The following is a 23,219-nucleotide window of genomic DNA, read 5'->3' on the forward strand; positions in this document are numbered from 1 at the left end:
CCCTTGCCCGCGGCATTGACCGCCGGGCTGCTGGAGGGCCCAAGCCCGGAAGGCGCGCCTCTCAACAGTAGGGCGACAAAGGCTGTCACGGGCACCGATCGGCTGCTGTTGCCCGAATGGATCGCACTCTCCCGGATCGTTCCACTATGGGCCGAAAGGGTGATGATGGGGTGTCAGCCCTCCGGGTTCACGGCGGCCTCCCGGGCCGCGTCGGCACCCTGTCCGAGCAGCACGGCGAAGCCGTCCTCGTCCAGGATCGGCACCTTCAGCTGCACTGCCTTGTCGTACTTGGAGCCGGGGCTGTCGCCGACGACCACGAAGTCGGTTTTCCTGGAGACCGATCCGGTGACCTTGGCCCCGCGACTCACGAGCGCCTCCTTCGCACCGTCCCGGGTGTGGGTGGCGAGGGTGCCGGTGACGACGACGGTGAGGCCCTCCAGCGGGCGCGGCCCCTCGTCGGAGCCCTCCTCGGTGAAGCGGACCCCGGCCGCCTTCCACTTGCGCAGGATCGCGCGGTGCCACTCCTCCTCGTACCACTGCTTGAGGGAGGCGGCGATGATCCCGCCGACGCCGTCGACCCCCGCCAGGCGCTCCTCGTCGGCGGCGAAGACGGCGTCCAGGTCGCGGAACTCGCGGGCGAGGGCCTCGGCGGCGACCGGGCCGACGTGACGGATCGACAGGCCCGCGATGATGCGGGCGAGCGGGCGCTCCTTGGCCTTCTGGATGTTCTCCAGCATGGCCACCGCGTTCTTCTTCAGCTCTCCCTGCTGGTTGGCGAAGACCGGGACGACCTTCTCCTCGCCGGTGGCCGGGTCGCGCTTGGGCAGGCCGCTGTTCTGGTCGAGGACGTGGGCGCGGATGGGCAGCAAATCCTCGGGGGTGAGGTCGAACAGGTCGCCCTCGTCGCGCAGCGGCGGGTCGGCGGGCTCCAGGGGCCGGGTGAGCGCGGCCGCCGCGACGTAGCCGAAGTTCTCGATGTCCAGGCACTTGCGGCCGGCCAGGTAGAACAGCCGTTCCCGGATCTGCGCCGGGCAGCCCCGCGCGTTGGGGCAGCGCAGGTCGATGTCGCCCTCCTTCATGGGGCGCAGCGGGGTGCCGCACTCGGGGCACTGCGCGGGCATCACGAACTCGCGCTCGTCGCCGGCCCGCAGGTCGACGACCGGGCCGAGGATCTCCGGAATGACGTCGCCCGCCTTGCGCAGCACGACGGTGTCGCCGATGAGCACACCCTTGGCCTTCACCACGTCCTGGTTGTGCAGGGTGGCGAACTCGACCTCCGAGCCGGCCACCGTGACCGGCTCGACCACCGCGTACGGCGTCACGCGGCCCGTGCGGCCCACGCCGACCCGGATGTCGACCAGCTTGGTGTTGACCTCCTCCGGCGCGTACTTCCACGCGATGGCCCAGCGCGGCGCACGGGCGGTGGAGCCGAGCCGGCCCTGCAGCGGGATCTCGTCGACCTTGACCACGATGCCGTCGATCTCGTGCTCGACGTCGTGGCGGTGCTCGCCGTAGTAGGCGATGGTCTCCTTGACCTCGGCGAGCGTGCCGACCACCCGGGCGTACCTGGTGGTGGGCAGGCCCCATTCGTGCAGCAGTTCGTAGGCGTGCGACTGGCAGTCGATGGCGAAGCCCTCGCGGGCGCCGATGCCGTGCACCACCATGTGCAGCGGGCGGCTCGCGGTGACCCGGGGGTCCTTCTGCCGCAGGGAGCCGGCGGCGGCGTTGCGCGGGTTGGCGAAGGGCTTGTCGCCGGCCTCGACCAGGCGGGCGTTGAGCTCCTCGAACTTCTCCATGGGGAAGAAGACCTCGCCGCGGATCTCGACCAGGGCGGGGACGCGCTCCCCCGCCAGCCGGTCGGGGATCTCGGCGATCGTGCGGACATTGGGCGTGATGTCCTCGCCGGTGCGGCCGTCGCCGCGGGTGGCGGCGCGCACCAGGCGGCCGTTCTCGTACGTGAGGTTGACGGCGAGCCCGTCGACCTTCAGTTCGCACAGGAAGTGATAGGTGCCGCCCTCGCCCGCCGGGGGGCCCAGTTCCGCGACGAGGCGGTCGGCCCAGGCGTTCAGCTCCTCCTCGGTGAAGGCGTTGTCGAGGGAGAGCATGCGCTCGCGGTGCTCGACGGAGGTGAACTCCGTCGCGTACACGCCGGCGACCTTCTGCGTCGGCGAATCCGGCGTGCGCAGCGAGGGGTGCTCGTCCTCCAGCGCCTCCAGCCGCCGCAGCAGCTTGTCGAAGTCGGCGTCGCTGATGACCGGCTGGTCCTTGACGTAGTAGCGGAAGCGGTGCTCCTCGACCTGCTCGGCCAGGGAGGCGTGCAGCTCGCGCGCCTTCGCCGGCACATCCTCGTTCCTGGCGCCCTCGGGGATCACGGAGTCCTCCACGTCCACGTCCTTCCTCATCCCAGACTCACTCAGGGTTGTCGACGAGCGAGCGTGCCGCCTTCGCGCAGTGCACCAGAGCGGCACGGGCATAGGCCGGCGAGGCCCCCGCCAGACCGCAGGACGGGGTCACCGCCACGGAGGTGCCCAGATCCCCCGGCGACAGCCCCAGCCTGCGCCACAGCGCCCGAACACCACCGACGCTACCCGCAGGGTCCGACAATGGGGCGTCGGTCCCCGGGACGACACCGGTGAAGAGCGCGGTTCCCGCCTCGACCGCCTCACCGAAAGCGTCCCAGTCACTCTCCGTGAGCAGCGAGAAATCGAACGACACCCCCGCCACGCCGGCCCGCCGCAGCAGCGCGAAGGGCACCTCCGGAGCGCAGGAGTGCGCGATCACCGGTACGTCACCGACGGCCGCCATCACGTCCCGCAGCGCGCCCTCGACGACGCCCCGGTCCGCCGCACGGTGCGTGCGATAGCCGCTGGCGGTCCTGACCCGCCCCTGGAGCACGGCGGTGAGCGAGGGCTCGTCCAGTTGCAGCACGGGCCGCGCGCCGGGGATGCGCCGGCGTACCTCCTCAAGGTGCAGCCGCAGGCCCTCGCCGAGCGAGGCGGCCAGGTCGCGGCAGGCGCCCGGGTCGGAGAGCGCCGCCTCACCGTTCTTCAGCTCGACGGAGGCCGCGAGCGTCCACGGCCCGACGGCCTGGAGCTTGAGAAGGCCCTCGTGGCCCTGGGTGAACTCCTCCAGGGCGTCCAGGTCCTCCCCCAGCCATGCCCTGGCCCGGCGGGTGTCCCGGCCCGGGCGGTCGCCGAACCGCCACCCGCTGGGCTCCACGCGCGCGTACAGCTCGACCAGCAGCCCGAGCGTGCGGCCGATCATGTCCGCGCCCGGGCCCCGCGCGGGCAGCTCCGGCAGGAACGGCAGCGCCTCCAGCGCCCCCGTCGCCGTCCGTGCCGCCTCACGCGCGTCACCTCCCGGCATCGAGCCCACACCGGTGGCCGACCCTTGGGGCAGCCGGAACTTCGCTTCGGTAGCTTCCGTGCTCACCGGTGCAGCCTACGACGACGGGCGCGTCAGGCTCCCGGCCGGATCGTCAGGTCGTTGATCTCGGCGTCCCGAGGCAGGTCGATCGCCGTCAGGATCGCCGTCGCCACCGATTCGGGGGCGATCCAGCGCGAGGGGTCGTACGCCTTGCCCTCCTGCTGGTGCACCTTGGCCTGCATTGGCGTGGCGGTGCGGCCCGGATAGACGGAGGTGACCCGCACCCCGTTGGCGTGCTCCTCGTGACGCAGGGAGTCGGCGAGCGCCTTGAGGCCGTGCTTGCTGGCCGCGTAGGCGCCCCACTCGGCGTGCGCGTTGAGCCCGGCGCCGGAGTTGACGAAGACCACATGGCCTCGGGAGAGCCGCAGTTGGGGAAGGACGAGCCGGGTGAGCTCGGCGGGGGCCACGAGGTTGGCGGCGAGCGTCCGGTTCCAGACCTTCGGGGTGAGCTCGCCGACCGGCGCCAGGTCCACGACGCCCGCGATGTGCAGCAGGGAGTCCAGCCGGTCCGGCGGCGACTGGTGGCCCAGCGCCCAGGACAGCCGCTCCGGCTCCGCGAGGTCACCGACAAGGGTGTGCGCGCCCGGGAAGCGGTCGGCCAGCTCCTTGGCGCGTCCCGCGTCGCGGGCCAGCAGCCACAGTTCGTCGCCGCGGTCGAGGAGGCGCCGCGCCACGACGGCGCCGATGCCGGAGCCCGCGCCGGTGATCAGATGAATCGACATGGGCCCCATGCTGTCATCCCCGCCGGCTCAGACGATGCCGGCGTGCTCCTCCAGGTAGGCGAGCGCCGAGACGCCGTCCTCCGCGAAGAACACCAGGTCGGTGAGGGGCAGCGGCAGGAAGCCCTCCTCGTCCATGCGCTGGAACTGCTCCTTGAGCCCGTCGTAGAAGCCCGCCGTGTTGAGCAGCACGACCGGCTTGGTGTGCAGCCCGTGCTTCTTCAGCTCAAGGATCTCGGTCGCCTCGTCCAGCGTGCCGGTGCCGCCCACCATGACCACCACGGCGTCCGCGCGCGCCAGCAGCTCCGCCTTGCGCCCGGCGAGGTCGGCCGCGATCACCATCTCGTCGGCGCCCTCGCGGGCCTTGGCCGCCAGGAACTCCACCGACACCCCGACCAGGCGCCCGCCGTGCTCCTGCACCCCGTCCGCCATCACCTTCATCAGGCCCACGTCCGAGCCGCCCCACACCAGGGCGTGGCCGCCCTTGCCGATCAACTCGGCGAACTGGCGGGCGGGTTCGGTGTAGCGGGGCTCGAGGTCGGCGGCGGAGAGGAAGACGCAGATGTTCATGCGGGCCAGTCTGGCGCAGGGCCCCGGGCGCCGGGCAGGGGGCCTGCCCCGTTCCGTACCCGAACCCCGCGCTCAGGCGTTGGCGGCGGCGCGGCGGCTGCGCTCCGTCGTGGCGATCGTCGCCGAGCCGACGACGCGCGTGCCGTCGTAGAGCACGACCGCCTGGCCCGGCGCGACGCCGCGAACGGGACCGCCGGTGAAGCGGACGCTCAGTTCGTCACCGGCCAGCTCGGCGGTGACGGGCACGTCGTCGCCGTGGGCGCGCAGCTGGGCGGTGTACGCACGCGGCCCGGCGCCGTCGGGCGCGGTGCCGCACCAGCGCGGGCGGATGGCGGTCAGGGCCGTGACGTCCAGCGCCTCGGCCGGGCCGACGGTCACCGTGTTGTTCACCGGCGAGATGTCCAGTACGTAGCGCGGCTTGCCGTCGGCGGCGGGCACGCCCAGGCGCAGGCCCTTGCGCTGGCCCACGGTGTAGCCGTAGGCGCCGGAGTGGGTGCCCAGGCGGTTGCCGCCCTCGTCGAGGATGTCGCCCTCGGCGGTGCCCAGGCGCTGGGCGAGGAAGCCCTGAGTGTCGCCGTCCGCGATGAAGCAGATGTCGTGGCTGTCCGGCTTCTTCGCCACGGACAGGCCGCGCCGGGCCGCCTCCGCCCGGATCTCGTCCTTGGTGGTGAGGGTGTCGCCCAGCGGGAACATGGCGTGCGCCAGCTGCCGCTCGTCGAGGACGCCCAGCACGTACGACTGGTCCTTGGCCGCGTCGGAGGCGCGGTGCAGTTCGCGGGAGCCGTCGGGGTTGACCACGACAGTGGCGTAGTGGCCGGTGCACACGGCGTCGAAGCCGAGGGCGAGCGCCTTGTCGAGCAGCGCGGCGAACTTGATCTTCTCGTTGCAGCGCAGGCAGGGGTTGGGCGTGCGGCCCGCGGCGTACTCGGCGACGAAGTCGTCGACGACGTCGGCGCGGAAGCGGTCGGCGAGGTCCCAGATGTAGAAGGGGATGCCGATCACGTCGGCGGCGCGGCGGGCGTCGTGGCTGTCCTCGATCGTGCAGCAGCCGCGGGCTCCGGTGCGGAAGGACTGCGGGTTCGCGGAGAGGGCGAGGTGCACGCCCGTGACGTCGTGCCCCGCTTCGGCGGCGCGGGCGGCCGCCACGGCCGAGTCGACGCCACCGCTCATCGCGGCGAGCACGCGGAGGCGACGGCCGTCGCCAGGGCCTGTGGGTGCACCGGGGAAGTCAGTCATAGCGCCTCCTAGAGTACGGCGCCCCGGCGGAACTCCGGCGGGCCGGTTGCCGCGAGTGCGGGCCCCTGGCGGGGGTGCGGGTGCGTGGGCAGGTGGGGGTGCGCATCTCCGGTGCGGGCGCGTGGGCGGGCGCGGGTCCGTTGCGCGTGCGGCGGGCGGTCTCCCACCCGCCCACCGGCCACCGCCTGCGCTGCGTGAACGGGGGGCGGCACGCTGCCGCACACGGTGGCCACCCGCACACGACCACGATGCCGCACGGGCGGGCCGGCGGGACAAGCCCGCCGCGGGCGCTACATGAGGCCCGCGCTGCGGGCGCGGGCCACCGCGGGGCCGATGGCCTCGCCGAGGACCGCGACGTCCTCCGCCGTCGACGTGTGCCCGAGGGAGAACCGCAGGGAGCCCCGCGCGAGGTCGGGGTCGGCGCCCATCGCGAGGAGGACGTGGCTGGGCTGGGGCACGCCCGCGGTGCACGCGGACCCGGTGGAGCACTCGATGCCCTGGGCGTCGAGCAGCATCAGCAGGGAGTCCCCCTCGCACCCGGGGAAGGAGAAGTGCGCGCTGGCCGGCAGGCGGCCGGCGGCGGCGGGATCGCCGTTGAGGATGGCTTCGGGGACGGCCTCGCGGACCCGGGCGACCAGGTCGTCGCGGAGGGCACCGATCTCCCGGGCGAACTCCTCGCGCCGCTGCGCGGCGAGCGTCCCGGCGACGGCGAACGCGGCGACCGCGGGGACGTCGAGGGTGCCGGAGCGTACGCCGCGCTCCTGGCCGCCGCCGTGGAGGATGGGGACCGGCCCCACCTCGCGCCGGAGCACCAGCGCCCCGACCCCGTACGGGCCGCCGATCTTGTGCCCGGTGACGGTCATCGCGTCGAGCCCGGAGGCCGCGAAGTCCACCTCGACCTGGCCGAGGGCCTGGACGGCGTCGGAATGCAGCGGCACCTCGAACTCCCGGGCCACTGCGCTGAGTTCGGCGACCGGGAAGATCGTGCCGACCTCGTTGTTGGCCCACATCACCGTGGCGAGGGCGACATCGTCCGGGTCGCGAGCGACGGCCTCGCGCAGGGCCTCGGGATGGACGCGCCCGTGGGTGTCGACCGGGAGCCACTCGACCCGGGCGCCCTCGTGCGTGGCGAGCCAGTCGACGGCGTCGAGGACGGCGTGGTGCTCGACGGGGCTGGCCAGGACGCGGGTGCGCCGGGGGTCGGCGTCGTGGCGGGCCCAGTACAGTCCCTTGACGGCGAGATTGTCGGCCTCGGTGCCGCCCGCGGTGAAGACGATCTCGCTGGGGCGGGCGCCGAGCGCGGCGGCCAGGGACTCGCGGGACTCCTCCACCGTGCGTCTGGCCCGGCGGCCGGCCGCGTGGAGGGAGGAGGCGTTGCCTGTGACGGCAAGGTGCGCGGTCATCGCCTCGACGGCTTCCGGCAGCATCGGGGTCGTGGCGGCGTGGTCGAGGTAGGCCATGATGAGCGTGATTCTACGGGCGGCGCGGCCCCTCCCCGGACCTGGGCCCGCCCGGGGCCCCGCCGTGCCCGTCGGTGCCCCGCTACATGTGGAGCTCCTCCGCGGCGGTGGTGCGCCGGTGCCAGGCGCGCGGGGCGCGCCAGTGGAAACGCATGGCCAGCAGCCTCAGGACGAAGGCGCTGACGACGGCGAGGACCCCGGTGCCGGGGGTCAGGGCCTCGAACTTGATGAGCAGCACCACGACGGTGGCCCCCACGATGGCCGGCACCGCGTACAGGTCGCGGTCCCAGCGCAGCAGGGAGGGGACCTCGTTGCCGAGCAGGTCGCGCAGCACGCCGCCGCCGACGGCGGTGGCGAGCCCCAGGGTGGCGGAGGCGGTGAGGTTGAGGCCGTAGTCGTAGGCCTTGGTGGTGCCGGCGACGCAGAACAGGCCGAGGCCGGCCGCGTCGAAGATGTTGATGGTGGTGTTGATCCGTTCGACCTGGGGGTGCAGGAAGAACACCACCGTGGTGGCGATCAGCGGGGTCAGGAAGTATCCGAGGTCGGTGAAGGCGGCCGGCGGGACCGCCCCGATGATCAGGTCCCTGATCAGCCCTCCGCCCAGCGCGGTGACCTCGGCGAGCACCGCCATGCCGAAGACGTCGTAGTTCTTGCGTACGGCGAGCAGCGCGCCGGAGATCGCGAAGACGAAGATTCCGACGAGGTCGAGCACGTGCTGGACGGAGTGACTGAACAGTTCGGTTTGCACCGGTCCCATTGTGCCGGGTGGGTGGCTAGGCCTTTTCGGCCGTCTTCCCGGCCGCCCCGCCGCCGGAGTCGCCGTCGGTGTTCTCCGGGTGGTGGCAGGCCACCTCGTGCCCGGTGGCCAGGGTGACCAGCGGTGGCTCCGTGGTCTTGCAGACCTCGGTCGCCTTCCAGCAGCGGGTGTGGAAGCGGCAGCCGGACGGCGGGGAGATCGGCGACGGGACGTCGCCGGTCAGCAGGATCCGCTCACGCTTGGCGCGCCGCTTGGGGTCCGGCACCGGCACCGCGGAGAGCAGCGCGTTGGTGTAGGGGTGCATCGGCTTGGTGTAGAGGGACTCGCGGTCCGCGACCTCCACGATCTTGCCGAGGTACATCACCGCGATGCGGTCCGACACATGCCGGATGACCGACAGGTCGTGCGCGATGATCACGTAGGTCAGGCCGAGCTCGCTCTGCAGATCGTCCAGGAGGTTGACCACCTGGGCCTGGATGGAGACGTCGAGCGCCGACACCGGCTCGTCCGCGACCACGAGCTTGGGCTTGAGCGCCAGCGCGCGGGCGATGCCGATGCGCTGCCGCTGGCCGCCGGAGAACTCGTGCGGGTAGCGGTTGTAGTGCTCGGGGTTGAGGCCGACCAGCTCCAGGAGGTTCTGCACCTCCTTCTTCACCCCGCTCTCCGTCTGCACCTTCTGCAGCCGGAACGGCGCGCCGACGATGGTGCCTACGGTGTGCCGCGGGTTGAGGGAGGAGTACGGGTCCTGGAAGATCATCTGCACGTCGCGGCGGAGCGGGCGCATGCCCGCGGTGCCCAGGTGCGTGATGTCGCGGCCCTCGAACTCGATCTTCCCGCCGGTCGGTTCGAGCAGCCGGGTGATCAGCCGGCCCATGGTGGACTTGCCGCACCCGGACTCGCCGACCACGCCGAGGGTCTCCCCGGGGTTGACGTGGAAGTCGATGCCGTCGACCGCCCTCACCGCGCCGACCTGGCGGCGCAGCAGGCCCTTGGTGATCGGGAAGTGCTTGACCAGGCCGCTCACCTTGAGCAGCGCATCCGACCCGTCGGCGGTCGACTGCTGGGGGATCGTCATCTCCTGGCCTTTCACAGCTTCGGCGCAATCTCTTCGGTCCAGATGCGCTCCCGGTCCGCCACGCCCAGGTGGCAGGCGGCGTGGTGCCGGCTACCGACCTCGCGCAGTTCCGGAACGACGGTGGTGCTGGCGCCGCCGGTGAGCTCCGCGTACGGGCAGCGCGGGTGGAAGGCGCAGCCGGACGGCACGTTGATGAGGCTCGGCGGCGAGCCCTTGACCGGGTTGAGACGTTCGGTGCGCTCACGGTCGAGGCGCGGCATCGAGCCCAGCAGTCCCCACGTGTAGGGGTGCTGGGGCTCGTAGAAGACCTTGTCGGCCGGCCCGCGCTCCACGCAGCGCCCGCCGTACATCACCAGGATGTCGTCCGCGAGCTCGGCGACGACGCCGAGGTCGTGGGTGATGATGACGACCGCGGAGCCGAACTCCTTCTGCAGGTCCCGGATGAGGTCCAGGATCTGCGCCTGCACGGTCACGTCGAGCGCGGTGGTCGGCTCGTCGGCGATGAGCAGGTCAGGGTTGTTGGACAGCGCCATGGCGATCATCGCGCGCTGGCGCATGCCGCCGGAGAACTGGTGCGGGTAGTCGTCGACGCGCTTGTCGGGCTGCGGGATGCCGACGCGGTCGAGCATCTCGATCGCGCGCTTGCGGGCCACGGCCTTGGACACGTCGTGGTGCACCCGGTACGCCTCGACGATCTGTGCGCCGACGGTGAAGTAGGGGTGCATCGCGGACAGCGGGTCCTGGAAGATCATCGCGACGTCCTTGCCGCGCAGCCGCCGGACCTCGTCCGGGTCGGCGCCGATCAGCTCCTTTCCGTCGAGCCAGATCTCGCCGGACATCCGGGCCTTGCTGCGGCCGTACTGGCCGGCCCGGTGCAGGCCCATGATGGCCAGCGAGGTGACGGACTTGCCGGAGCCGGACTCGCCGACGATGCCGAGGGTCTTGCCCTTCTCCAGCTGGAAGGAGAGGCCGTCGACGGACTTCACCAGGCCGTCGTCGGTCGGGAAGTGCACCTTGAGGTCGCGGACCTCCAGAAACGCCGTGGGCTGTGCCTTCCCGGCCACCGGCTCGTTCGGGGCGGAGTCCGCCCCGGTACCGGACTTCTGGATGGGGAGGTCGGTCATGACAGCCTCACGCGCGGGTCGACGACGGCGTACAGCAGGTCTACGAGGAGGTTGGCCACCACCACGGCGACGGCCGCGATCAGCGTGACGCCGAGGATCAGCGGGAAGTCCTTGTCCGAGATCGCCTTCACCGCCGCTTGGCCGATGCCGGGCAGGCTGAACGTCGTCTCGGTGAGGATCGCACCGCCCACCAGGGCGCCGAGGTCCATGCCGAGGATGGTGAGCACCGGGGTCATGGTCGAGCGCATGGCGTGCTTGCCGATCACGACCGGCTCGCGCAGGCCCTTGGCGCGCGCGGTGCGGATGTAGTCCTCGCCCATGATCTCCAGCATGGTGGCCCGGGTCATCCGGGCGTACATGGCGGCATAGAGGAAGGCGAGGGTGACCCAGGGCAGCAGCATGCCGCCGAACCAGCCCGAGGGCGAATCACCGAACGGCACATACTGGCCGTCGATCCATCCGAGCCCGTAGACGACCACCGCGAGGGCGATCATGCCGGTGAAGTAGATGGGGAGCGAGACACCGGCGAGCGCCACCGTCATCAGGGAACGGTCCAGCGCGGAGCCGCGCTTGAGGGCGGAGACGACACCGGTGCCGACACCGACGACGACCCAGATGACACAGGCGCCGGCGGCCAGCTGCAGGGTCACCGGGAGACGGTCGGTCAGGACCGGCCAGATCGCCTGCTCGTTGCGGAAGGAGTAGCCGAAGCAGGGGGCGGGGCAATGGGTGACGTCCGTGCCGTTGGCGTAGTCACGCCCGGCCAACAGCCCCCACAGGAACTTGCCGAACTGCACGAGGATGGGATCGTCGAGGCCCATCTTCTTCCGAATGCCCTCAAGGGAGGCCGGGTCCGCCTGCTTCCCGATGAAGTAGGTGGCGGGGTCGACACCGACCCATTTGGGGATCAGGAAGAAGATCCCGAAGGTCACCAACGTGATGACCAGCAACATGACGACGACAGCGAACAGTCGCCGGATGATGTATGCAAGCACTGTGCTCGGCCCGGCGGCGGCCCGGGGGTTCCCCGGGCCGCCGCACGCGGCCATCACCTGCCCTTCGTGCCTAGCGGGTGTGGCACTCGATCGATTCGAGGGTTGTTACTTCACGCCCAGCGAGGCGTAGTCGTAGCGGCCGTTGTACGCGTCGGCCGTGTAGACGTTGGTCAGGCGCGAGCTGCGCCAGATGATGTTCTTCTCGAAGGTGAAGGGCAGGTAGTACGCGCCCTCGGAGACCTTCTGGTTGATCTGCTTGTACAGCTCGGCCGCCGCGTTCGGGTCGGTCTGCTGCAGCGCCTGGTCGAACAGGCCGTCGATCGACTTGTCCTTGATCTCGGCGAAGTTGTTGTTGCCGCTCTCAAGGATGAACCGGCTGTCGACCAGCGGCTGGAGGAAGCCCTGACCCGACGGGAAGTCGGCGCCCCAGCCCATGATGATGATGCCGTAGCCCTTGGACTTGACCGTCTTCGGGGCACCGATGATGCCGGCGGTCTGCGCACCGTCGAACTCGTCGAGCTCGGTGGTGATGCCGACCTTCTTCAGCGACTCCTGCAGCGACTCGGCCGTCGCGATCTCGATCGGCTTGTTGTTGCGGACCGCGATCGTGGTCTTGAAGCCCTTGGGCTGGCCGCAGGCCTCGAGCTCCTTCTTGGCCTCTTCGACGTTGCCCGTCGTGTCCTTCAGGACGTTGTACGGGTCGTACTTGCCGTCGGCGCCCTTGATGCCCAGCGGGAGCATGTTCGGGGCGATCTCGCCGCCGGCCTGCGGGCCGCCGCGGGCGGTCTGCAGCGACTTGTGGTCGGCCGCGAGGATGACCGCCTTGCGGCAGTGGACGTTGTCCATCGGCTTGACCGTCGTCGGGAAGACCGCGTAGCGGATGAAGCCGGTGTTCGGGTTGTCGGCGTTGGCCTTGTTCTTGCCGAGCACCTCGGCGCGCGCGGCCTGGCCGACGCCGGTGGCGTTCAGGTCCAGGTCGTAGTCGCCGTTGATCAGGCGCTTGTCCATGTCGTCGGCGTTGGTGGTCAGGGTGACCGTGATCTTGTCCGGCAGCGCCTTGCGGAGGTCGTCGGTGGACGCGCTCCAGTTGGTGTTGCGGACCAGGACCATCGACTTGTTCGGCGTGTACGACTGGAACTTGTACGGGCCGCTGGAGAACGGCTTGAGGCCGTACTTCGCACCGGTGTCCTTGGCCGCGGGAACCGGGGAGCCGGACGGCATCGCCAGCATCTGCTCGAAGTCGCTGTTGGGCTTCGGCAGGTGGAAGACGATGGTCTTGTCGTCCGGCGTCTCGATGGCCGTCAGACCGAGCTTGTCGGCGGAGGTGTCCTTGTACGGGCCCTTGTACTTGCCCTCGGGGTCGAGCACCTGCTGCAGGTAGATCGGGCCACCGGAGATGACGTCCTGCGCCCAGATGCGCTCGATGCCGTACTTGACGTCCTTGGAGGTCAGCGGGGAGCCGTCCTCCCACTTCAGGCCGTCCTTCAGGGTGTACGTGTAGGTCTTGCCGCCGTCGCTGACCTTCGCGAGGCCGGTCGCGAGGTCCGGCTTCAGCGTGGTGCTGGCCAGACCCGGCTCCGGGGTGAAGGAGACCAGCTGACGGGTGTAGTACCGGGCGAAGTCCCACATGAAGCCGTAGTAGCCACGCTGCGGGTCCCAGGAGTCGGCGTCCTGCGTGCCGATGAACTTGAGCGTGCCGCCCTTCTTGTCGGACGCGTTCGCCACCTTGTTGACGGCGGCGTTGAATCCGGGGGCCTTGGCGTTGCCGTCGGACTTGCCACCGCCGCCTCCGCCGCCGCAAGCGGCGGTCGACAGCAGCGCGGCGACCACGACGGCCGTCCCTGCGGCCAGCCTGCGCCTCGATGAGCGTGGGGATGTCACTTTTTCGTAACCTCCGTGATTCGCGGTCCGCGGCTTTGCGCGGGCCTGCGGTCCTTCTCGGTGAGAAGCCACCTGACGGGAATGGCAGGGGCGGTGTGCGAGGGCTAGCGGGAGCCCTTCGGGTCCAGCGCATCCCGTACGCCGTCACCGAAGAGGTTGAAGGCGAGCACGGTGATGAAGATCGCGAGGCCCGGGATCAGCATGAAGATCGGGTCCGTCTCGTAGAAGGACAGCGCCTTGAAGAGCATCTGTCCCCACGACGAGGTGGGCGGCTTCACGCCGACCCCGAGGAAGCTCAGGGCGGCCTCGGTGAGGATGTTCGTCGGGATCATCAGCGTCGCGTAGACGGTGATCGGCGCGACGAGGTTCGGGAGCAGTTCCCGGAAGAGGATGTAGCCACGGCCCGCACCCAGGCTGCGGGCCGCGTCGACGTACTCGCGTTCCCGCAGGCTCAGGGTCTGGCCGCGGACGATGCGCCCGACGTAGGGCCAGCCGAAGAACCCGATGACTACCACCAGCACGCCCATGCGCACGCCGGTGCCGCTGAAGCCCAGCAGCGAGTTCGGCATGACCGAGACCAGGGACATGATGAACAGCAGCTGGGGGAAGGCCAGCAGGACGTCCATCACGCGGCCGATGGCGGCGTCGACCCAGCCGCCGAAGTAGCCGGCCATGATGCCGAAGAAGGTGCCGAGGACCACCGCGACGATCGCCGAGAGGAAGGCCACCAGCAGGGAGATCCGCGTCCCGTAGACGATGCGGCTGAAGACGTCGCGGCCGTTGACCGGCTCCACGCCGAGGAGGTAATCCCCGCTGATGCCGCCCCACTTGCCGGTGGGGGTCCCGAAGAGCGGGTCGATCTTGTTCTCGTGGAAGTCGTTCGGCGGGTGACCGAGGGCGCTGACGATGAGGGGGGCGAAGATCGCGACCAGGATGAGGAAGACGACGATCACGCCGCCTGCCAGCGCCACCTTGTCGCGCTTGAGGCGCATCCATGCGATACGCCCGGGCGAGCGGCCCTCGATCGCCTTCGCGGGTATGTCGGCGGCGACGTCGGCGACGGCCGTCTCAGCGGTGTCGTGCAGCGGTGCTGTCATGTCTCCTCGTGCATCCCCCTGCCGGCGGTGGCCGGCTTCGCCTGGCCGTCCGCCCGGGTCGACGGAGCGGACCGACCATGTCGGGCGCAGCTCTTGATGGTGGTGCGGTGGCGCTGGTCTGTGTGTTTGGCTTGTGATGAATCGTTAAGGCGACGTGTGAGGCGCCTTGGTGCGCGAGTCTTCATGGGGCATGGATCACGCGCCAGACCCCACAGGGAAGCGATGCGCAACCGTGATGTGGTGAGCCTTCGCCTGTTATTACCGCAGTGTTACGCGCGTTGACAGATCGCCGCGATGCAACGGGAGTCGCTACCTTCGATCCCATGAATGATCGGCTTCGCTCGGTGTGCGACCTGATGGTCCCCGTGGTCAGGGAGATGGCGGGACTTCACGAGTACGACGGCCAGGTGCAGGATCTGTCGCCCGACGGCGTCCGCCGCGGACTGTCCTCGCTCGCCCACGCCCGGCTCCGCGAACCGGCCCTTCCCGACTCCCACGACGAGCGGCACCTGTCGGTCTTCGAGGACACCCTCAAGGTCCAGTACGGCGAGCTGGAACTGCACCGACGTGACCCATATCCGCATTTGTCCAATCTCGAACTCACCGCGTACGACCGCGAGTACGCGCCCCGCGAGGAGCTCGCCGAGGCCCGCAGGCGCCACCTCCAGCAGTGGCCGGACGCCGTCGACGCGGCCATCGCCTCGCTCGACCGGGTGAGCGCGCCGGTCGCCGGGGCACTCCTCGGGGCGGTCCGCGGCCTGGCCGCCGACCTCGATCCGGACCGTGAGCCGCAGGCCGGCCCCGCGCTCGCCGCGCACGCCAGGCTGGTCGACCACATCGCCCGCGCAGCCGAGACCGGCGACCCCGACCCACGGCTCGGCGGGGCGGCGCTGGCCCTGCTGATGGGCAGTCAAGAAGGCTTGCACGTCGACCTGTCGGCCCTCGCCGACGAGGCCGAGCGCGAGCGGGACCGGCTCACCGCGATCCTCACGGACTCCTGCCGGCGGCTGGACCCGAAGGCCGGCGTGGACGAGCTCATCCCGCGGCTGCTCGCCGACCACCCGGACGCGGACGGGGTCATCCCCGAGGCCGCCCGGCTCACGGACGAGGTCATCGACTTCACCCGGCAGCGGGGGCTCGTGCCCTGGCTCGACGGCGACTGCCTCGTCGGGCCGGCACCGCCGTCGCGCCGCTGGTCGATGGCGATGATGACCTGGGCCGCGCCGGAGGAGGCCGACTCCGCGTCCTGGTACCACGTCACCCCGCCGGAGCCGGACTGGCCGGAGGAGGAACGCGAGGAGTGGCTCTCGGTCTTCAGCCGCACGAGCCTGCCGGCGATCACCGTCCACGAGGTGGCGCCCGGCCATTTCGCCCACGGCCGGGCATTGCGGCACGCAGCCACGCAGGTGCGGCGCGTCCTGCACTCGCTGTCCTTCTGTGAGGGCTGGGCGCACTACGTCGAGGAGGTCTGCCTCGAGGAGGGCTTCCGGGCCCGCGACCCCCGCTTCGCGATCGGTGTGGCCCTGGAGGCGCTCGTGCGCGTCACCCGGCTCGCGTGCGCCATCGGGCTGCACACGGGGGCGATGACGCTGGAGGAGGCCACGCAGCGGTTCATGCGGGACGCCCACCTCGCCCGGGCCGGCGCGGCCTCCGAGGCGCGGCGTGGCACCTTCGACGCGGCGTACGGGCGGTACACCTGGGGCAAACTGGAGATCATGCGGCTTCGTGAGCGCGCCCGGCGCGACTGGGGGCCGGGGTTCTCGCTGCAGCGGTTCCACGGGGCGCTGCTGGAGCTGGGCAGCCCGCCCCTGGGTCTCATCGACGCGGCCCTCTGACCGGGTGGGGCCCTCGCGGGGCGCCTGCGGGTGCGGGAGGGGTGCCCTGCGGGTGCGTGGGCGGGTGCGGGTACGTTGCGCCTGCGGCGGGCCGTCTCCCACCCGCCCGCCACCGCCTGCGTTGCGTGCACGGGGGGCGGCATCGCCCACAGGGGCCACCCGCACCCGCCGACGATGCCGCACGGGTGGGCGGGCGGGAAAAGAGCCCACCGCAGGACAACAACGCGCGAGCCGCCCACGAACCGGCACCGCCGCACCGCGGGGAACCCGCCGCAGGCGTCAGTAGGGCTGTGGGGCCCAGCCGTACGTCGCCCCGGGTGCCCCTGCCACGCCCGGCGCACCGTGGGCGTCGCGGGAGTAGAAGGGTTGCGCGGAGGCCCGCATCCACATGCCGACCGGGTCGTACTCGTCCGTGAGGGCGACCGTGGCGACCGGCAGCCCCTGCGGCACCGCCCCGAGGGCGGACTGCATCATCAGGCGCACCGATTCCGCGGCCTGGGGCCCGGCGTCGTAGAGGTCGACACCGATCGCGAGGTACGGCTCGCCCAGCACGGGCTGGACCCAGGCGCGCCGCAGCGAGCGGACTGCCGGGTTGCGATGGGCCTGCTGGCACAACAGGGCGTAGTACTGGGGGATCTGGAGCGCGGGCTCGCCGATCCGCAGCGGTCCGGCCGGGGAGCGGTCGAGGCCGAGGCAGACACGCCGCAGGTCGAGCCACGGGATGCCGACACCGCCGCCGGGGGCGTGCGGGTTGAGCCACAGGCCCCAGCGGTCGGGGAACAGCGAGGCCGCGATCTCGCGGCCGGACACCACCTCGTGGGCCCGGTTCCAGCCGCTTGCGGCGAACTCCTGCGGTGAGGTCACGCAGGGCGCGTAGCCGTGGCCGGCGACCTCCATGTTGCCGTACTGCGCGTCCGCCCCGCCGGGGGTCCCCTGCCAGAGCAGCATCCACACCTGGCTGTCGGCGAGGGCCCGCAGCACTTCCTCGTAGGCGTCGTACCTACCGGGCGTCACCTGCCGGAGCGCATGCTCCAGCCCCCCGCCCCCTCCCACGCCGGCGCTCACGTGTCCCGCCCTTCCGCGTCTGCCTTGTCCGCGTCGTCTGCTTCGCCGAATGACTCGGGTGTCGTGCCGGACCCAGGTTATGCGCCCGTGCCGACATAGAAGGGTCGCACGCGCTCCAGCATCCAGTCGCCGATGGGGTCCTGCGCGACGTCCAGCAGGACCAGATTGACCTGCCAGGGCAGCGGTACGGCGCCGAGCGCGCGCCCGAGGGCGGCCATGGCGGCGGCCCGGTCCTCCTCCTGCCAGCGGTCGAGTTCGACGCCGACGAAGAGCGTGGCGGGGTCGCCCTCGACGCTGGCCAGCGCGCGGCGGGCGGAGAGCACGACGGGGATCACGGCGAACTCGCCCGCGGCGGCGGCCAGAAAGTCGACCGGCTCCTCGTCCGGCGAGGGTTCCCACAGCCGGACCCGGGCCCCGGTCGGGGTGCCGGGCTCGCGGTCGGTGCGGCACAGCTCCATCACGGCGGCGGGCGGCAGCGGGATACCCACCGCGCCACCGGGGTTGACGGCTATCCCGAGCTGCGGAGGCAGCCCGCGGGCGAACTCGCGTGCGGGGGCGACGGCGAAGCTCATGCCGGAGCCGGCGGCGAGGAACTGCTGTTCGGAGCTGAAGACCGGGACGTAGACGCCGCCCTCGAGTTCGAGGGTCGGCAGGTCGAGGTCGGTGCTGTCGGGGCCGCCGCCGTTCGGCAGCGGGATCCACAACTGCGAGCGCCCGAGCACCTCCAGGACGCGGGCCGTGGCACCCGGGTCGCCGAGTGCCGCGGAGAGCACTTCCTCGAGTTCGTTGGCGGGCCAGCCGCCGGCACCGTGGACCGGCGGGGCGAAGCCGTCCGGTATCCGCTGCCCCGGGATGTTCACTGCGTCTCGCCTCGCAATTTCCTGTGGTGATGCGCTCCGTGGAAACCCTATCCGGCGGCGGGCGGAAGCGACCCCTGATCACACGGCCGTCACGCGAAGCGATCGTCCGGTTGCGAAGCGTGACAACGGCTCCGAAGGTAGGACGAGCAAGGAGAAAACCCTCAACCGGGAGATGTCTCGACATGCGCATCACCAGGATCAACTCCACCCTCATAGCGGCGGCTGTCTGCGCCTCGCTGACGATGGGCCTCACCGGCGGTGTCGCGAGTGCCCACGCCCCCACCCGGAGCACGGCCGTCGAGGTCGAGCACCTCGCCGCCCGCGCGGCGGAGACCGGCGACGCCCAACTCATCGCCAGTCTGGGTGACACGCTGTCCATCGGGGCCAAGCTCACTCAGGAAGCCCAGGTCGAAAGCCCGGACTCGGCGAAGCTGGAGGAACTCCGCAGGGGTCTGGAGGAGGCGAGCCGACAGCTGGCCTCGGTCCTCGACCAGGCTGGTGCGGTGTCTCCCGGCATCACCGACCCGGCGGCCATGGACCCGGGCGCGCCAGAGGCGGGCCTGGACCCAGGCGATCCCGGCCAGTTGGGTGATGTGGGTGATCCAGGCGCCATCGATCAGGTCGGCGGGCCGGGTGACCAGGGCGCCGCGGACGCCGTCGACGACGTCAGGACCGCGCTCACCAGGCTGGGTCAGGACGTCACGGACCTGCTGGCCAAGGTGGTGGCCAAGGACCTCGCGGGCGTGTCGGCCGGTGTCGCCACCGTCGTCGCCGACCTGCAGGCCCTGCTGATGGCGGTGCCGAAGCTGCTCACCGGCGCACTGCCGCTGCCGATTTCGCTGCCGCCACTGCCCCTGAACGACCAGGGGCAGCAGCTGTCGCCCGACGCGCAGTTCGCGCCGCAGGCCCAGCCGGACCCTCAGGGTCAGTAGCGGTTCCACCCCTCACGCGTCGCGGCCCGGCCGCTCAGCCGTCGAAGTCGATGGACTCGAGCTCCCGGGCCGCTTCGCGGTCCAGCAGCACCACCGAGACGCACGCTCCGGGCAGCCGGCCCGCCTCCGCCTCCGCCAGCAGGCGGCGGGAGGCGTTGCGGTGCCGGGCCATGGCGTACCCCGACACCCGGCGGCCGCGTTCGCGCTGGCCGTCCAACGCGGTCCGCACGGGGACGTCCAGCAGCACCAGGTGCATGCCCCGCCCCCGGCGTCGCGCCGCGCGGGCGACCCAGGCGCGCACCCAGCGCAAGGTGCCGCAGTCGTGCAATACGACGCTGTCGCCCGAGCGCAGCGCCCGCCACAGTCCGGCGTAGTGCGCGAGCCGCACCAGGGGCCGGTAGAGGGGGTACGGCAGCAGCCGCGGCAGCCGGGCCTGCCAGCGTTCGCGTACGTCCTGCGAGTCGATGAGGCGGGCGCCGCCCGCCGCGCGGCGCATGAGGGTGCTCTTGCCGCCGCCCGGGAGGCCGGAGACGACCAGGACGTCACCCGCCGGGTAGCGCAGGACGCGCACCGGCCGGCGCCCCCGCCGCAGGTCGAGCAGCCGGCGCGGCCGCACGGCGCGGCCCCCGCGGCGCGCCTCCCCGGCCCGCGCCGTTACCGGCCGGGACACGGCCGGGACCCCGGCCGTCGCATACGCACTCTGCCAACGCACAGTTCGCCCTCCGGGTCAGACATTCAAGAAATGGTAAATCCTGTGTCTTTGCCTACCCAGAGGAACGGCGTCGTTACTACCGGATCGGGACCGGACCGGGACATCCGGGACGCGATCGCGACAACGGCGTACGCCCGTGCAATGATGGCCGCCTCAATCTCATACCGGCCGTTCGAGGCCGCGCGGGAGAGTTTTCCGCACCGCTGCGGCGGGCGGGACGCCGAAGGAGCAAGTCCTCCCTTGAATCTCTCAGGCACAGATACCGCGCGTTCGAGGCACATCTGAAAAGCGGGCGCGCCCTCCCGGTCACGGGGGTGCCGCCCCACCCAAGGTGCAAGCCAGGACTCCTCCACCCGGGGGGTCCAGGTGAACCTCTCAGGTTCCGATGACAGATGGGGAGGACCTGCCCCGTCATCGCCCTACCTGTCCCTTCCTCGCCTTGGGAGCCCGACCGATGAGTGAACCCCGCCGTACCGCACTGGACGCGCTGCACCGCGCCCTCGGCGCCACCATGACCGACTTCGCGGGCTGGGACATGCCGCTGCGGTACGCCAGCGAGCGCGACGAGCACACCGCCGTGCGGACCCGGGCCGGCCTCTTCGACCTGTCCCACATGGGCGAGATCACGGTCACCGGTCCGGCCGCGGGCCAGGCGCTGGACCACGCGCTGGTCGGCCACATCTCGGCGCTGGCGGTGGGCCGCGCCCGCTACACGATGATCTGCGCGCCCGACGGCGGCATCCTCGACGACCTGATCGTCTACCGCCTCGGTGACGAGGAGTACATGGTCGTCGCCAACGCCTCCAACGCCCAGGTCGTCCTCGACGCGCTGACCGAGCGCGCCGCCGGCTTCGACGCCGCCGTCCGCGACGACCGGGACGCCTACGCGCTGCTCGCCGTCCAGGGCCCGCAGTCGTCCGCCATCCTGAAGTCGGTCACCGACGCGGACCTGGACGGGCTCAAGTACTACGCGGGCCTGCCCGGCACGGTGGCCGGCGTCCCCGCGCTGATCGCCCGCACGGGCTACACCGGCGAGGACGGCTTCGAGCTCTTCGTCGCCCCGGCCGACGCGGAGAAGCTGTGGCAGGCCCTGACCGAGGCGGGCGCGGAGGCCGGCCTGGTGCCGTGCGGCCTGTCCTGCCGCGACACGCTGCGCCTGGAGGCGGGCATGCCGCTGTACGGGCACGAGCTGACCACCGCGCTCACGCCCTTCGACGCCGGGCTCGGCCGGGTCGTCAAGTTCGACAAGCCGGGTGACTTCGTGGGCCGTGAGGCGCTGGCCGCGGCCGCCGCCAAGGCCGAGGCCGCGCCGCCGCGCAAGCTGGTCGGCCTGGTCGCCGAGGGCCGCCGGGTCCCCCGAGCGGGCTACCCGGTGGTGGTGGGCGGCGAGGTGGTCGGCGAGGTCACCTCCGGCGCACCGTCCCCGACCCTGGGCAAGCCCATCGCCATGGCGTACGTGGACGCCGGGCACGCCGCGCCGGGCACCTCCGGTGTGGGCGTGGACATCCGCGGTACGCATGAGCCGTACGAGGTGGTGGCCCTGCCGTTCTACAAGCGGCAGCGCTGAGTTCCCGATCACATCGGGCACAGTCGTCCCACCTGTCAAGACAGCCGTTCACCAGCACATACCGTCATCCAGGAGAATTCACGTCATGAGCAACCCCCAGCAGCTGCGGTACAGCAAGGAGCACGAGTGGGTCTCGGCCGCCGACGCGGACGGTGTGTCCTCGGTGGGCATCACCGAGCACGCGGCGAACGCCCTCGGCGACGTCGTCTACGTCCAGCTCCCGGCGGTGGGCGACACGGTCGCCGCGGGTGAGACCTGTGGTGAGCTGGAGTCCACCAAGTCGGTCAGCGACCTTTACGCCCCGGTCTCCGGCGAGGTCACCGAGGTCAACGAGGATGTCGTCAACGACCCCTCGCTGGTGAACTCGGCGGCCTTCGAGGGCGGCTGGCTGTTCAAGGTGAAGGTGTCCGACGAGCCGGGCGACCTGCTCTCCGCGGACGAGTACACCGCCTTCACCGGCAACTGACCGCTCGGGACCTCCCGACCGCTCCGCCCTGTCCACTCCGACCTCCGGACGGATGACCCCCCAGATGTCGCTTCTCAACAGCTCACTGCACGAGCTCGACCCCGACGTCGCCGCCGCCGTCGACGCCGAACTCCACCGCCAGCAGTCCACCCTTGAGATGATCGCCTCGGAGAACTTCGCTCCGGTCGCGGTGCTCCAGGCCCAGGGCTCGGTGCTGACCAACAAGTACGCCGAGGGGTACCCCGGGCGCCGCTACTACGGCGGTTGCGAGCACGTCGACGTCGTCGAGCAGCTCGCGATCGACCGGATCAAGGCGCTCTTCGGCGCCGAGCACGCCAACGTCCAGCCGCACTCGGGCGCGCAGGCCAACGCGGCCGCGATGTTCGCGCTGCTGAACCCCGGCGACACGATCCTGGGCCTGAACCTCGCTCACGGCGGGCACCTGACCCACGGCATGAAGATCAACTTTTCCGGCAAGCTCTACAACGTGGTCGCCTACCACGTGGACGCGGAGACCGGGCAGGTCGACATGGCCGAGGTCGAGCGCCTGGCCAAGGAGTCCCGCCCGAAGCTGATCATCGCCGGCTGGTCGGCGTACCCGCGGCAGCTGGACTTCGCGGCCTTCCGCCGGATCGCCGACGAGGTCGGCGCGTACCTGATGGTCGACATGGCGCATTTCGCCGGCCTGGTGGCGGCGGGGCTACACCCCTCCCCCGTGCCGCACGCGGACGTCGTCACCACCACCACGCACAAGACGCTCGGCGGCCCGCGCGGCGGCGTCATCCTGTGCAAGGCCGAGCTCGCCAAGAAGATCAACTCGGCGGTCTTCCCGGGCCAGCAGGGCGGCCCGCTGGAGCACGTCATCGCGGCGAAGGCGGTCGCCTTCAAGATCGCGGCGAGCGAGGAGTTCAAGGACCGCCAGGTCCGCACCCTGGAAGGCGCGAAGATCCTCGCCGAGCGGCTGACGCAGGGCGACGTCACCGCGGCCGGTGTCTCGGTGCTGTCCGGCGGCACCGACGTCCACCTGGTCCTGGTCGACCTGCGCGACAGCGAGCTCGACGGCCAGCAGGCCGAGGACCGGCTGCACGCGATCGGCATCACGGTCAACCGCAACGCCGTCCCGAACGACCCGCGCCCGCCGATGGTCACCTCCGGCCTGCGCATCGGCACCCCGGCGCTGGCCACCCGGGGCTTCGGCGCGGAGGACTTCCGCGAGGTCGCCGACGTCATCGCCGAGGCCCTCAAGCCGGGCTTCGACCCGGAGACCGCCAAGGCGCTCGGCGCCCGGGTCACCGCCCTGGCCGGCAAACACCCGCTGTACCCCGGCCTGAGGTAACCGGCGTCACCCGGTGTGCGGGACCGCCCGTGAGGACGGTCCCGCACACTGGAGCAAGCGCGGCGCACCCACGCCGCCCACGTACCACCCGGCGGCGACCCCGCCG

At 71.5% G+C, this 23,219-nt stretch carries 20 protein-coding genes and 1 riboswitch; of the genes, 5 read left to right on the forward strand and 15 right to left on the reverse strand.

All coding sequences use genetic code 11. The features are described from left to right. Positions 1–173: 173 nt before the first annotated feature. From ligA to ACRWNP_RS10150, 12 genes are all read right to left on the reverse strand, one after another. Entirely contained in the window at positions 174–2,402 is a 2,229-nt protein-coding gene (gene ligA / locus ACRWNP_RS10095; protein ID WP_431960720.1) for an NAD-dependent DNA ligase LigA, read from the reverse strand. Positions 2,403–2,409: 7 nt separating this feature from the next. Next, the gene (locus ACRWNP_RS10100; RefSeq protein WP_431960721.1) at positions 2,410–3,432 is read right to left on the reverse strand and encodes a methionine synthase; all 1,023 of its coding nucleotides are present in this window, start codon (positions 3,430–3,432) and stop codon (positions 2,410–2,412) included. A gap of 26 nt (positions 3,433–3,458) precedes the next feature. Continuing rightward, positions 3,459–4,157 carry an SDR family oxidoreductase gene (locus ACRWNP_RS10105; RefSeq protein WP_431960722.1) on the reverse strand — a complete coding sequence of 233 codons (699 nt, stop codon included), beginning with the start codon at positions 4,155–4,157 and terminating at the stop codon, positions 3,459–3,461. Positions 4,158–4,175: 18 nt separating this feature from the next. Then, on the reverse strand, positions 4,176–4,715 hold the full coding sequence (locus ACRWNP_RS10110; RefSeq protein WP_431960723.1) for a TIGR00730 family Rossman fold protein: 540 nt from the start codon (positions 4,713–4,715) through the stop codon (positions 4,176–4,178). A 72-nt stretch (positions 4,716–4,787) separates the two neighbouring features. Further along, a complete protein-coding gene (gene mnmA, locus ACRWNP_RS10115) occupies positions 4,788–5,951 on the reverse strand; it encodes a tRNA 2-thiouridine(34) synthase MnmA (RefSeq protein ID WP_431960724.1) in 1,164 nt (387 codons plus the stop codon). Between the two features lie 290 nt (positions 5,952–6,241). Next, a complete protein-coding gene (locus ACRWNP_RS10120; protein ID WP_431960725.1) occupies positions 6,242–7,411 on the reverse strand; it encodes a cysteine desulfurase family protein in 1,170 nt (389 codons plus the stop codon). Positions 7,412–7,493: 82 nt separating this feature from the next. Continuing rightward, on the reverse strand, positions 7,494–8,159 hold the full coding sequence (locus ACRWNP_RS10125; protein WP_431960726.1) for a trimeric intracellular cation channel family protein: 666 nt from the start codon (positions 8,157–8,159) through the stop codon (positions 7,494–7,496). A 25-nt stretch (positions 8,160–8,184) separates the two neighbouring features. Continuing rightward, the gene (locus ACRWNP_RS10130; RefSeq protein ID WP_431960727.1) at positions 8,185–9,243 is read right to left on the reverse strand and encodes an ABC transporter ATP-binding protein; all 1,059 of its coding nucleotides are present in this window, start codon (positions 9,241–9,243) and stop codon (positions 8,185–8,187) included. 11 nt (positions 9,244–9,254) lie between these two features. After that, positions 9,255–10,367, reverse strand: coding sequence for an ABC transporter ATP-binding protein (locus ACRWNP_RS10135; RefSeq protein WP_431960728.1), 1,113 nt, complete (start codon positions 10,365–10,367; stop codon positions 9,255–9,257). Further along, positions 10,364–11,362, reverse strand: coding sequence for an ABC transporter permease (locus tag ACRWNP_RS10140; protein ID WP_431960729.1), 999 nt, complete (start codon positions 11,360–11,362; stop codon positions 10,364–10,366). Before ACRWNP_RS10140 ends, ACRWNP_RS10135 begins: the two co-directional genes overlap by 4 nt. A 105-nt stretch (positions 11,363–11,467) precedes the next feature. Then, the gene (locus ACRWNP_RS10145) at positions 11,468–13,243 is read right to left on the reverse strand and encodes an ABC transporter substrate-binding protein (RefSeq protein ID WP_431960730.1); all 1,776 of its coding nucleotides are present in this window, start codon (positions 13,241–13,243) and stop codon (positions 11,468–11,470) included. 104 nt (positions 13,244–13,347) lie between these two features. Further along, complete coding sequence (locus ACRWNP_RS10150; protein ID WP_431960732.1) at positions 13,348–14,340, reverse strand: ABC transporter permease; 993 nt, start codon at positions 14,338–14,340, stop codon at positions 13,348–13,350. A gap of 323 nt (positions 14,341–14,663) precedes the next feature. Between ACRWNP_RS10150 and ACRWNP_RS10155 the strand changes: the two genes are divergently transcribed. Further along, positions 14,664–16,175 carry a DUF885 family protein gene (locus tag ACRWNP_RS10155; protein WP_431960733.1) on the forward strand — a complete coding sequence of 504 codons (1,512 nt, stop codon included), beginning with the start codon at positions 14,664–14,666 and terminating at the stop codon, positions 16,173–16,175. A gap of 279 nt (positions 16,176–16,454) precedes the next feature. Here the strand turns inward: ACRWNP_RS10155 and ACRWNP_RS10160 are convergent, their stop codons facing one another. Both ACRWNP_RS10160 and ACRWNP_RS10165 read right to left on the reverse strand, forming a co-directional pair. Continuing rightward, positions 16,455–17,240 (reverse strand): enhanced serine sensitivity protein SseB C-terminal domain-containing protein, encoded by a 786-nt coding sequence (locus tag ACRWNP_RS10160; RefSeq protein WP_431960734.1) that lies wholly within the window; start codon positions 17,238–17,240, stop codon positions 16,455–16,457. A 77-nt stretch (positions 17,241–17,317) separates the two neighbouring features. Further along, on the reverse strand, positions 17,318–18,100 hold the full coding sequence (locus ACRWNP_RS10165) for an enhanced serine sensitivity protein SseB (RefSeq protein WP_431960735.1): 783 nt from the start codon (positions 18,098–18,100) through the stop codon (positions 17,318–17,320). A 182-nt stretch (positions 18,101–18,282) separates the two neighbouring features. Here ACRWNP_RS10165 and ACRWNP_RS10170 point away from each other — a divergent pair, with 182 nt between their 5' ends. After that, positions 18,283–19,032 carry a hypothetical protein gene (locus ACRWNP_RS10170; RefSeq protein ID WP_431960736.1) on the forward strand — a complete coding sequence of 250 codons (750 nt, stop codon included), beginning with the start codon at positions 18,283–18,285 and terminating at the stop codon, positions 19,030–19,032. A gap of 34 nt (positions 19,033–19,066) precedes the next feature. Here the strand turns inward: ACRWNP_RS10170 and ACRWNP_RS10175 are convergent, their stop codons facing one another. Beyond that, positions 19,067–19,702, reverse strand: a complete 636-nt coding sequence (locus ACRWNP_RS10175; RefSeq protein ID WP_431960737.1) for an AAA family ATPase — start codon at positions 19,700–19,702, stop codon at positions 19,067–19,069. Between the two features lie 215 nt (positions 19,703–19,917). Beyond that, positions 19,918–20,019: riboswitch (glycine riboswitch) on the forward strand. Between the two features lie 179 nt (positions 20,020–20,198). On the opposite strand from ACRWNP_RS10175, the gene gcvT reads away from it, so the two are divergent. The 3 genes from gcvT (at position 20,199) to glyA (ending at position 23,113) form a co-directional block, all read left to right on the forward strand. Then, complete coding sequence (gcvT, locus tag ACRWNP_RS10180) at positions 20,199–21,311, forward strand: glycine cleavage system aminomethyltransferase GcvT (RefSeq protein WP_431960738.1); 1,113 nt, start codon at positions 20,199–20,201, stop codon at positions 21,309–21,311. Between the two features lie 85 nt (positions 21,312–21,396). Continuing rightward, complete coding sequence (gene gcvH, locus ACRWNP_RS10185; protein WP_431960739.1) at positions 21,397–21,777, forward strand: glycine cleavage system protein GcvH; 381 nt, start codon at positions 21,397–21,399, stop codon at positions 21,775–21,777. Between the two features lie 64 nt (positions 21,778–21,841). Further along, entirely contained in the window at positions 21,842–23,113 is a 1,272-nt protein-coding gene (gene glyA, locus ACRWNP_RS10190; protein WP_431960740.1) for a serine hydroxymethyltransferase, read from the forward strand. Positions 23,114–23,219: the final 106 nt, after the last annotated feature.

Source organism: Actinacidiphila sp. bgisy160, from assembly GCF_965342435.1.
GTDB lineage: Bacteria > Actinomycetota > Actinomycetes > Streptomycetales > Streptomycetaceae > Actinacidiphila.

Excerpts from the sequence above, each read along its gene's own strand:
- ligA (WP_431960720.1), bottom strand. The coding sequence starts at position 2,402 with ATGAGGAAGGACGTGGACGTGGAGGACTCCGTGATCCCCGAGGGCGCC.
- ACRWNP_RS10105 (WP_431960722.1), bottom strand. The coding sequence starts at position 4,157 with ATGGGGCCCATGTCGATTCATCTGATCACCGGCGCGGGCTCCGGCATC.
- ACRWNP_RS10110 (WP_431960723.1), bottom strand. The coding sequence starts at position 4,715 with ATGAACATCTGCGTCTTCCTCTCCGCCGCCGACCTCGAGCCCCGCTAC.
- mnmA (WP_431960724.1), bottom strand. The coding sequence starts at position 5,951 with ATGACTGACTTCCCCGGTGCACCCACAGGCCCTGGCGACGGCCGTCGC.
- ACRWNP_RS10120 (WP_431960725.1), bottom strand. The coding sequence starts at position 7,411 with ATGGCCTACCTCGACCACGCCGCCACGACCCCGATGCTGCCGGAAGCC.
- ACRWNP_RS10130 (WP_431960727.1), bottom strand. The coding sequence starts at position 9,243 with ATGACGATCCCCCAGCAGTCGACCGCCGACGGGTCGGATGCGCTGCTC.
- ACRWNP_RS10135 (WP_431960728.1), bottom strand. The coding sequence starts at position 10,367 with ATGACCGACCTCCCCATCCAGAAGTCCGGTACCGGGGCGGACTCCGCC.
- ACRWNP_RS10150 (WP_431960732.1), bottom strand. The coding sequence starts at position 14,340 with ATGACAGCACCGCTGCACGACACCGCTGAGACGGCCGTCGCCGACGTC.
- ACRWNP_RS10155 (WP_431960733.1), top strand. The coding sequence starts at position 14,664 with ATGAATGATCGGCTTCGCTCGGTGTGCGACCTGATGGTCCCCGTGGTC.
- ACRWNP_RS10170 (WP_431960736.1), top strand. The coding sequence starts at position 18,283 with ATGCGCATCACCAGGATCAACTCCACCCTCATAGCGGCGGCTGTCTGC.
- gcvT (WP_431960738.1), top strand. The coding sequence starts at position 20,199 with ATGAGTGAACCCCGCCGTACCGCACTGGACGCGCTGCACCGCGCCCTC.
- gcvH (WP_431960739.1), top strand. The coding sequence starts at position 21,397 with ATGAGCAACCCCCAGCAGCTGCGGTACAGCAAGGAGCACGAGTGGGTC.
- glyA (WP_431960740.1), top strand. The coding sequence starts at position 21,842 with ATGTCGCTTCTCAACAGCTCACTGCACGAGCTCGACCCCGACGTCGCC.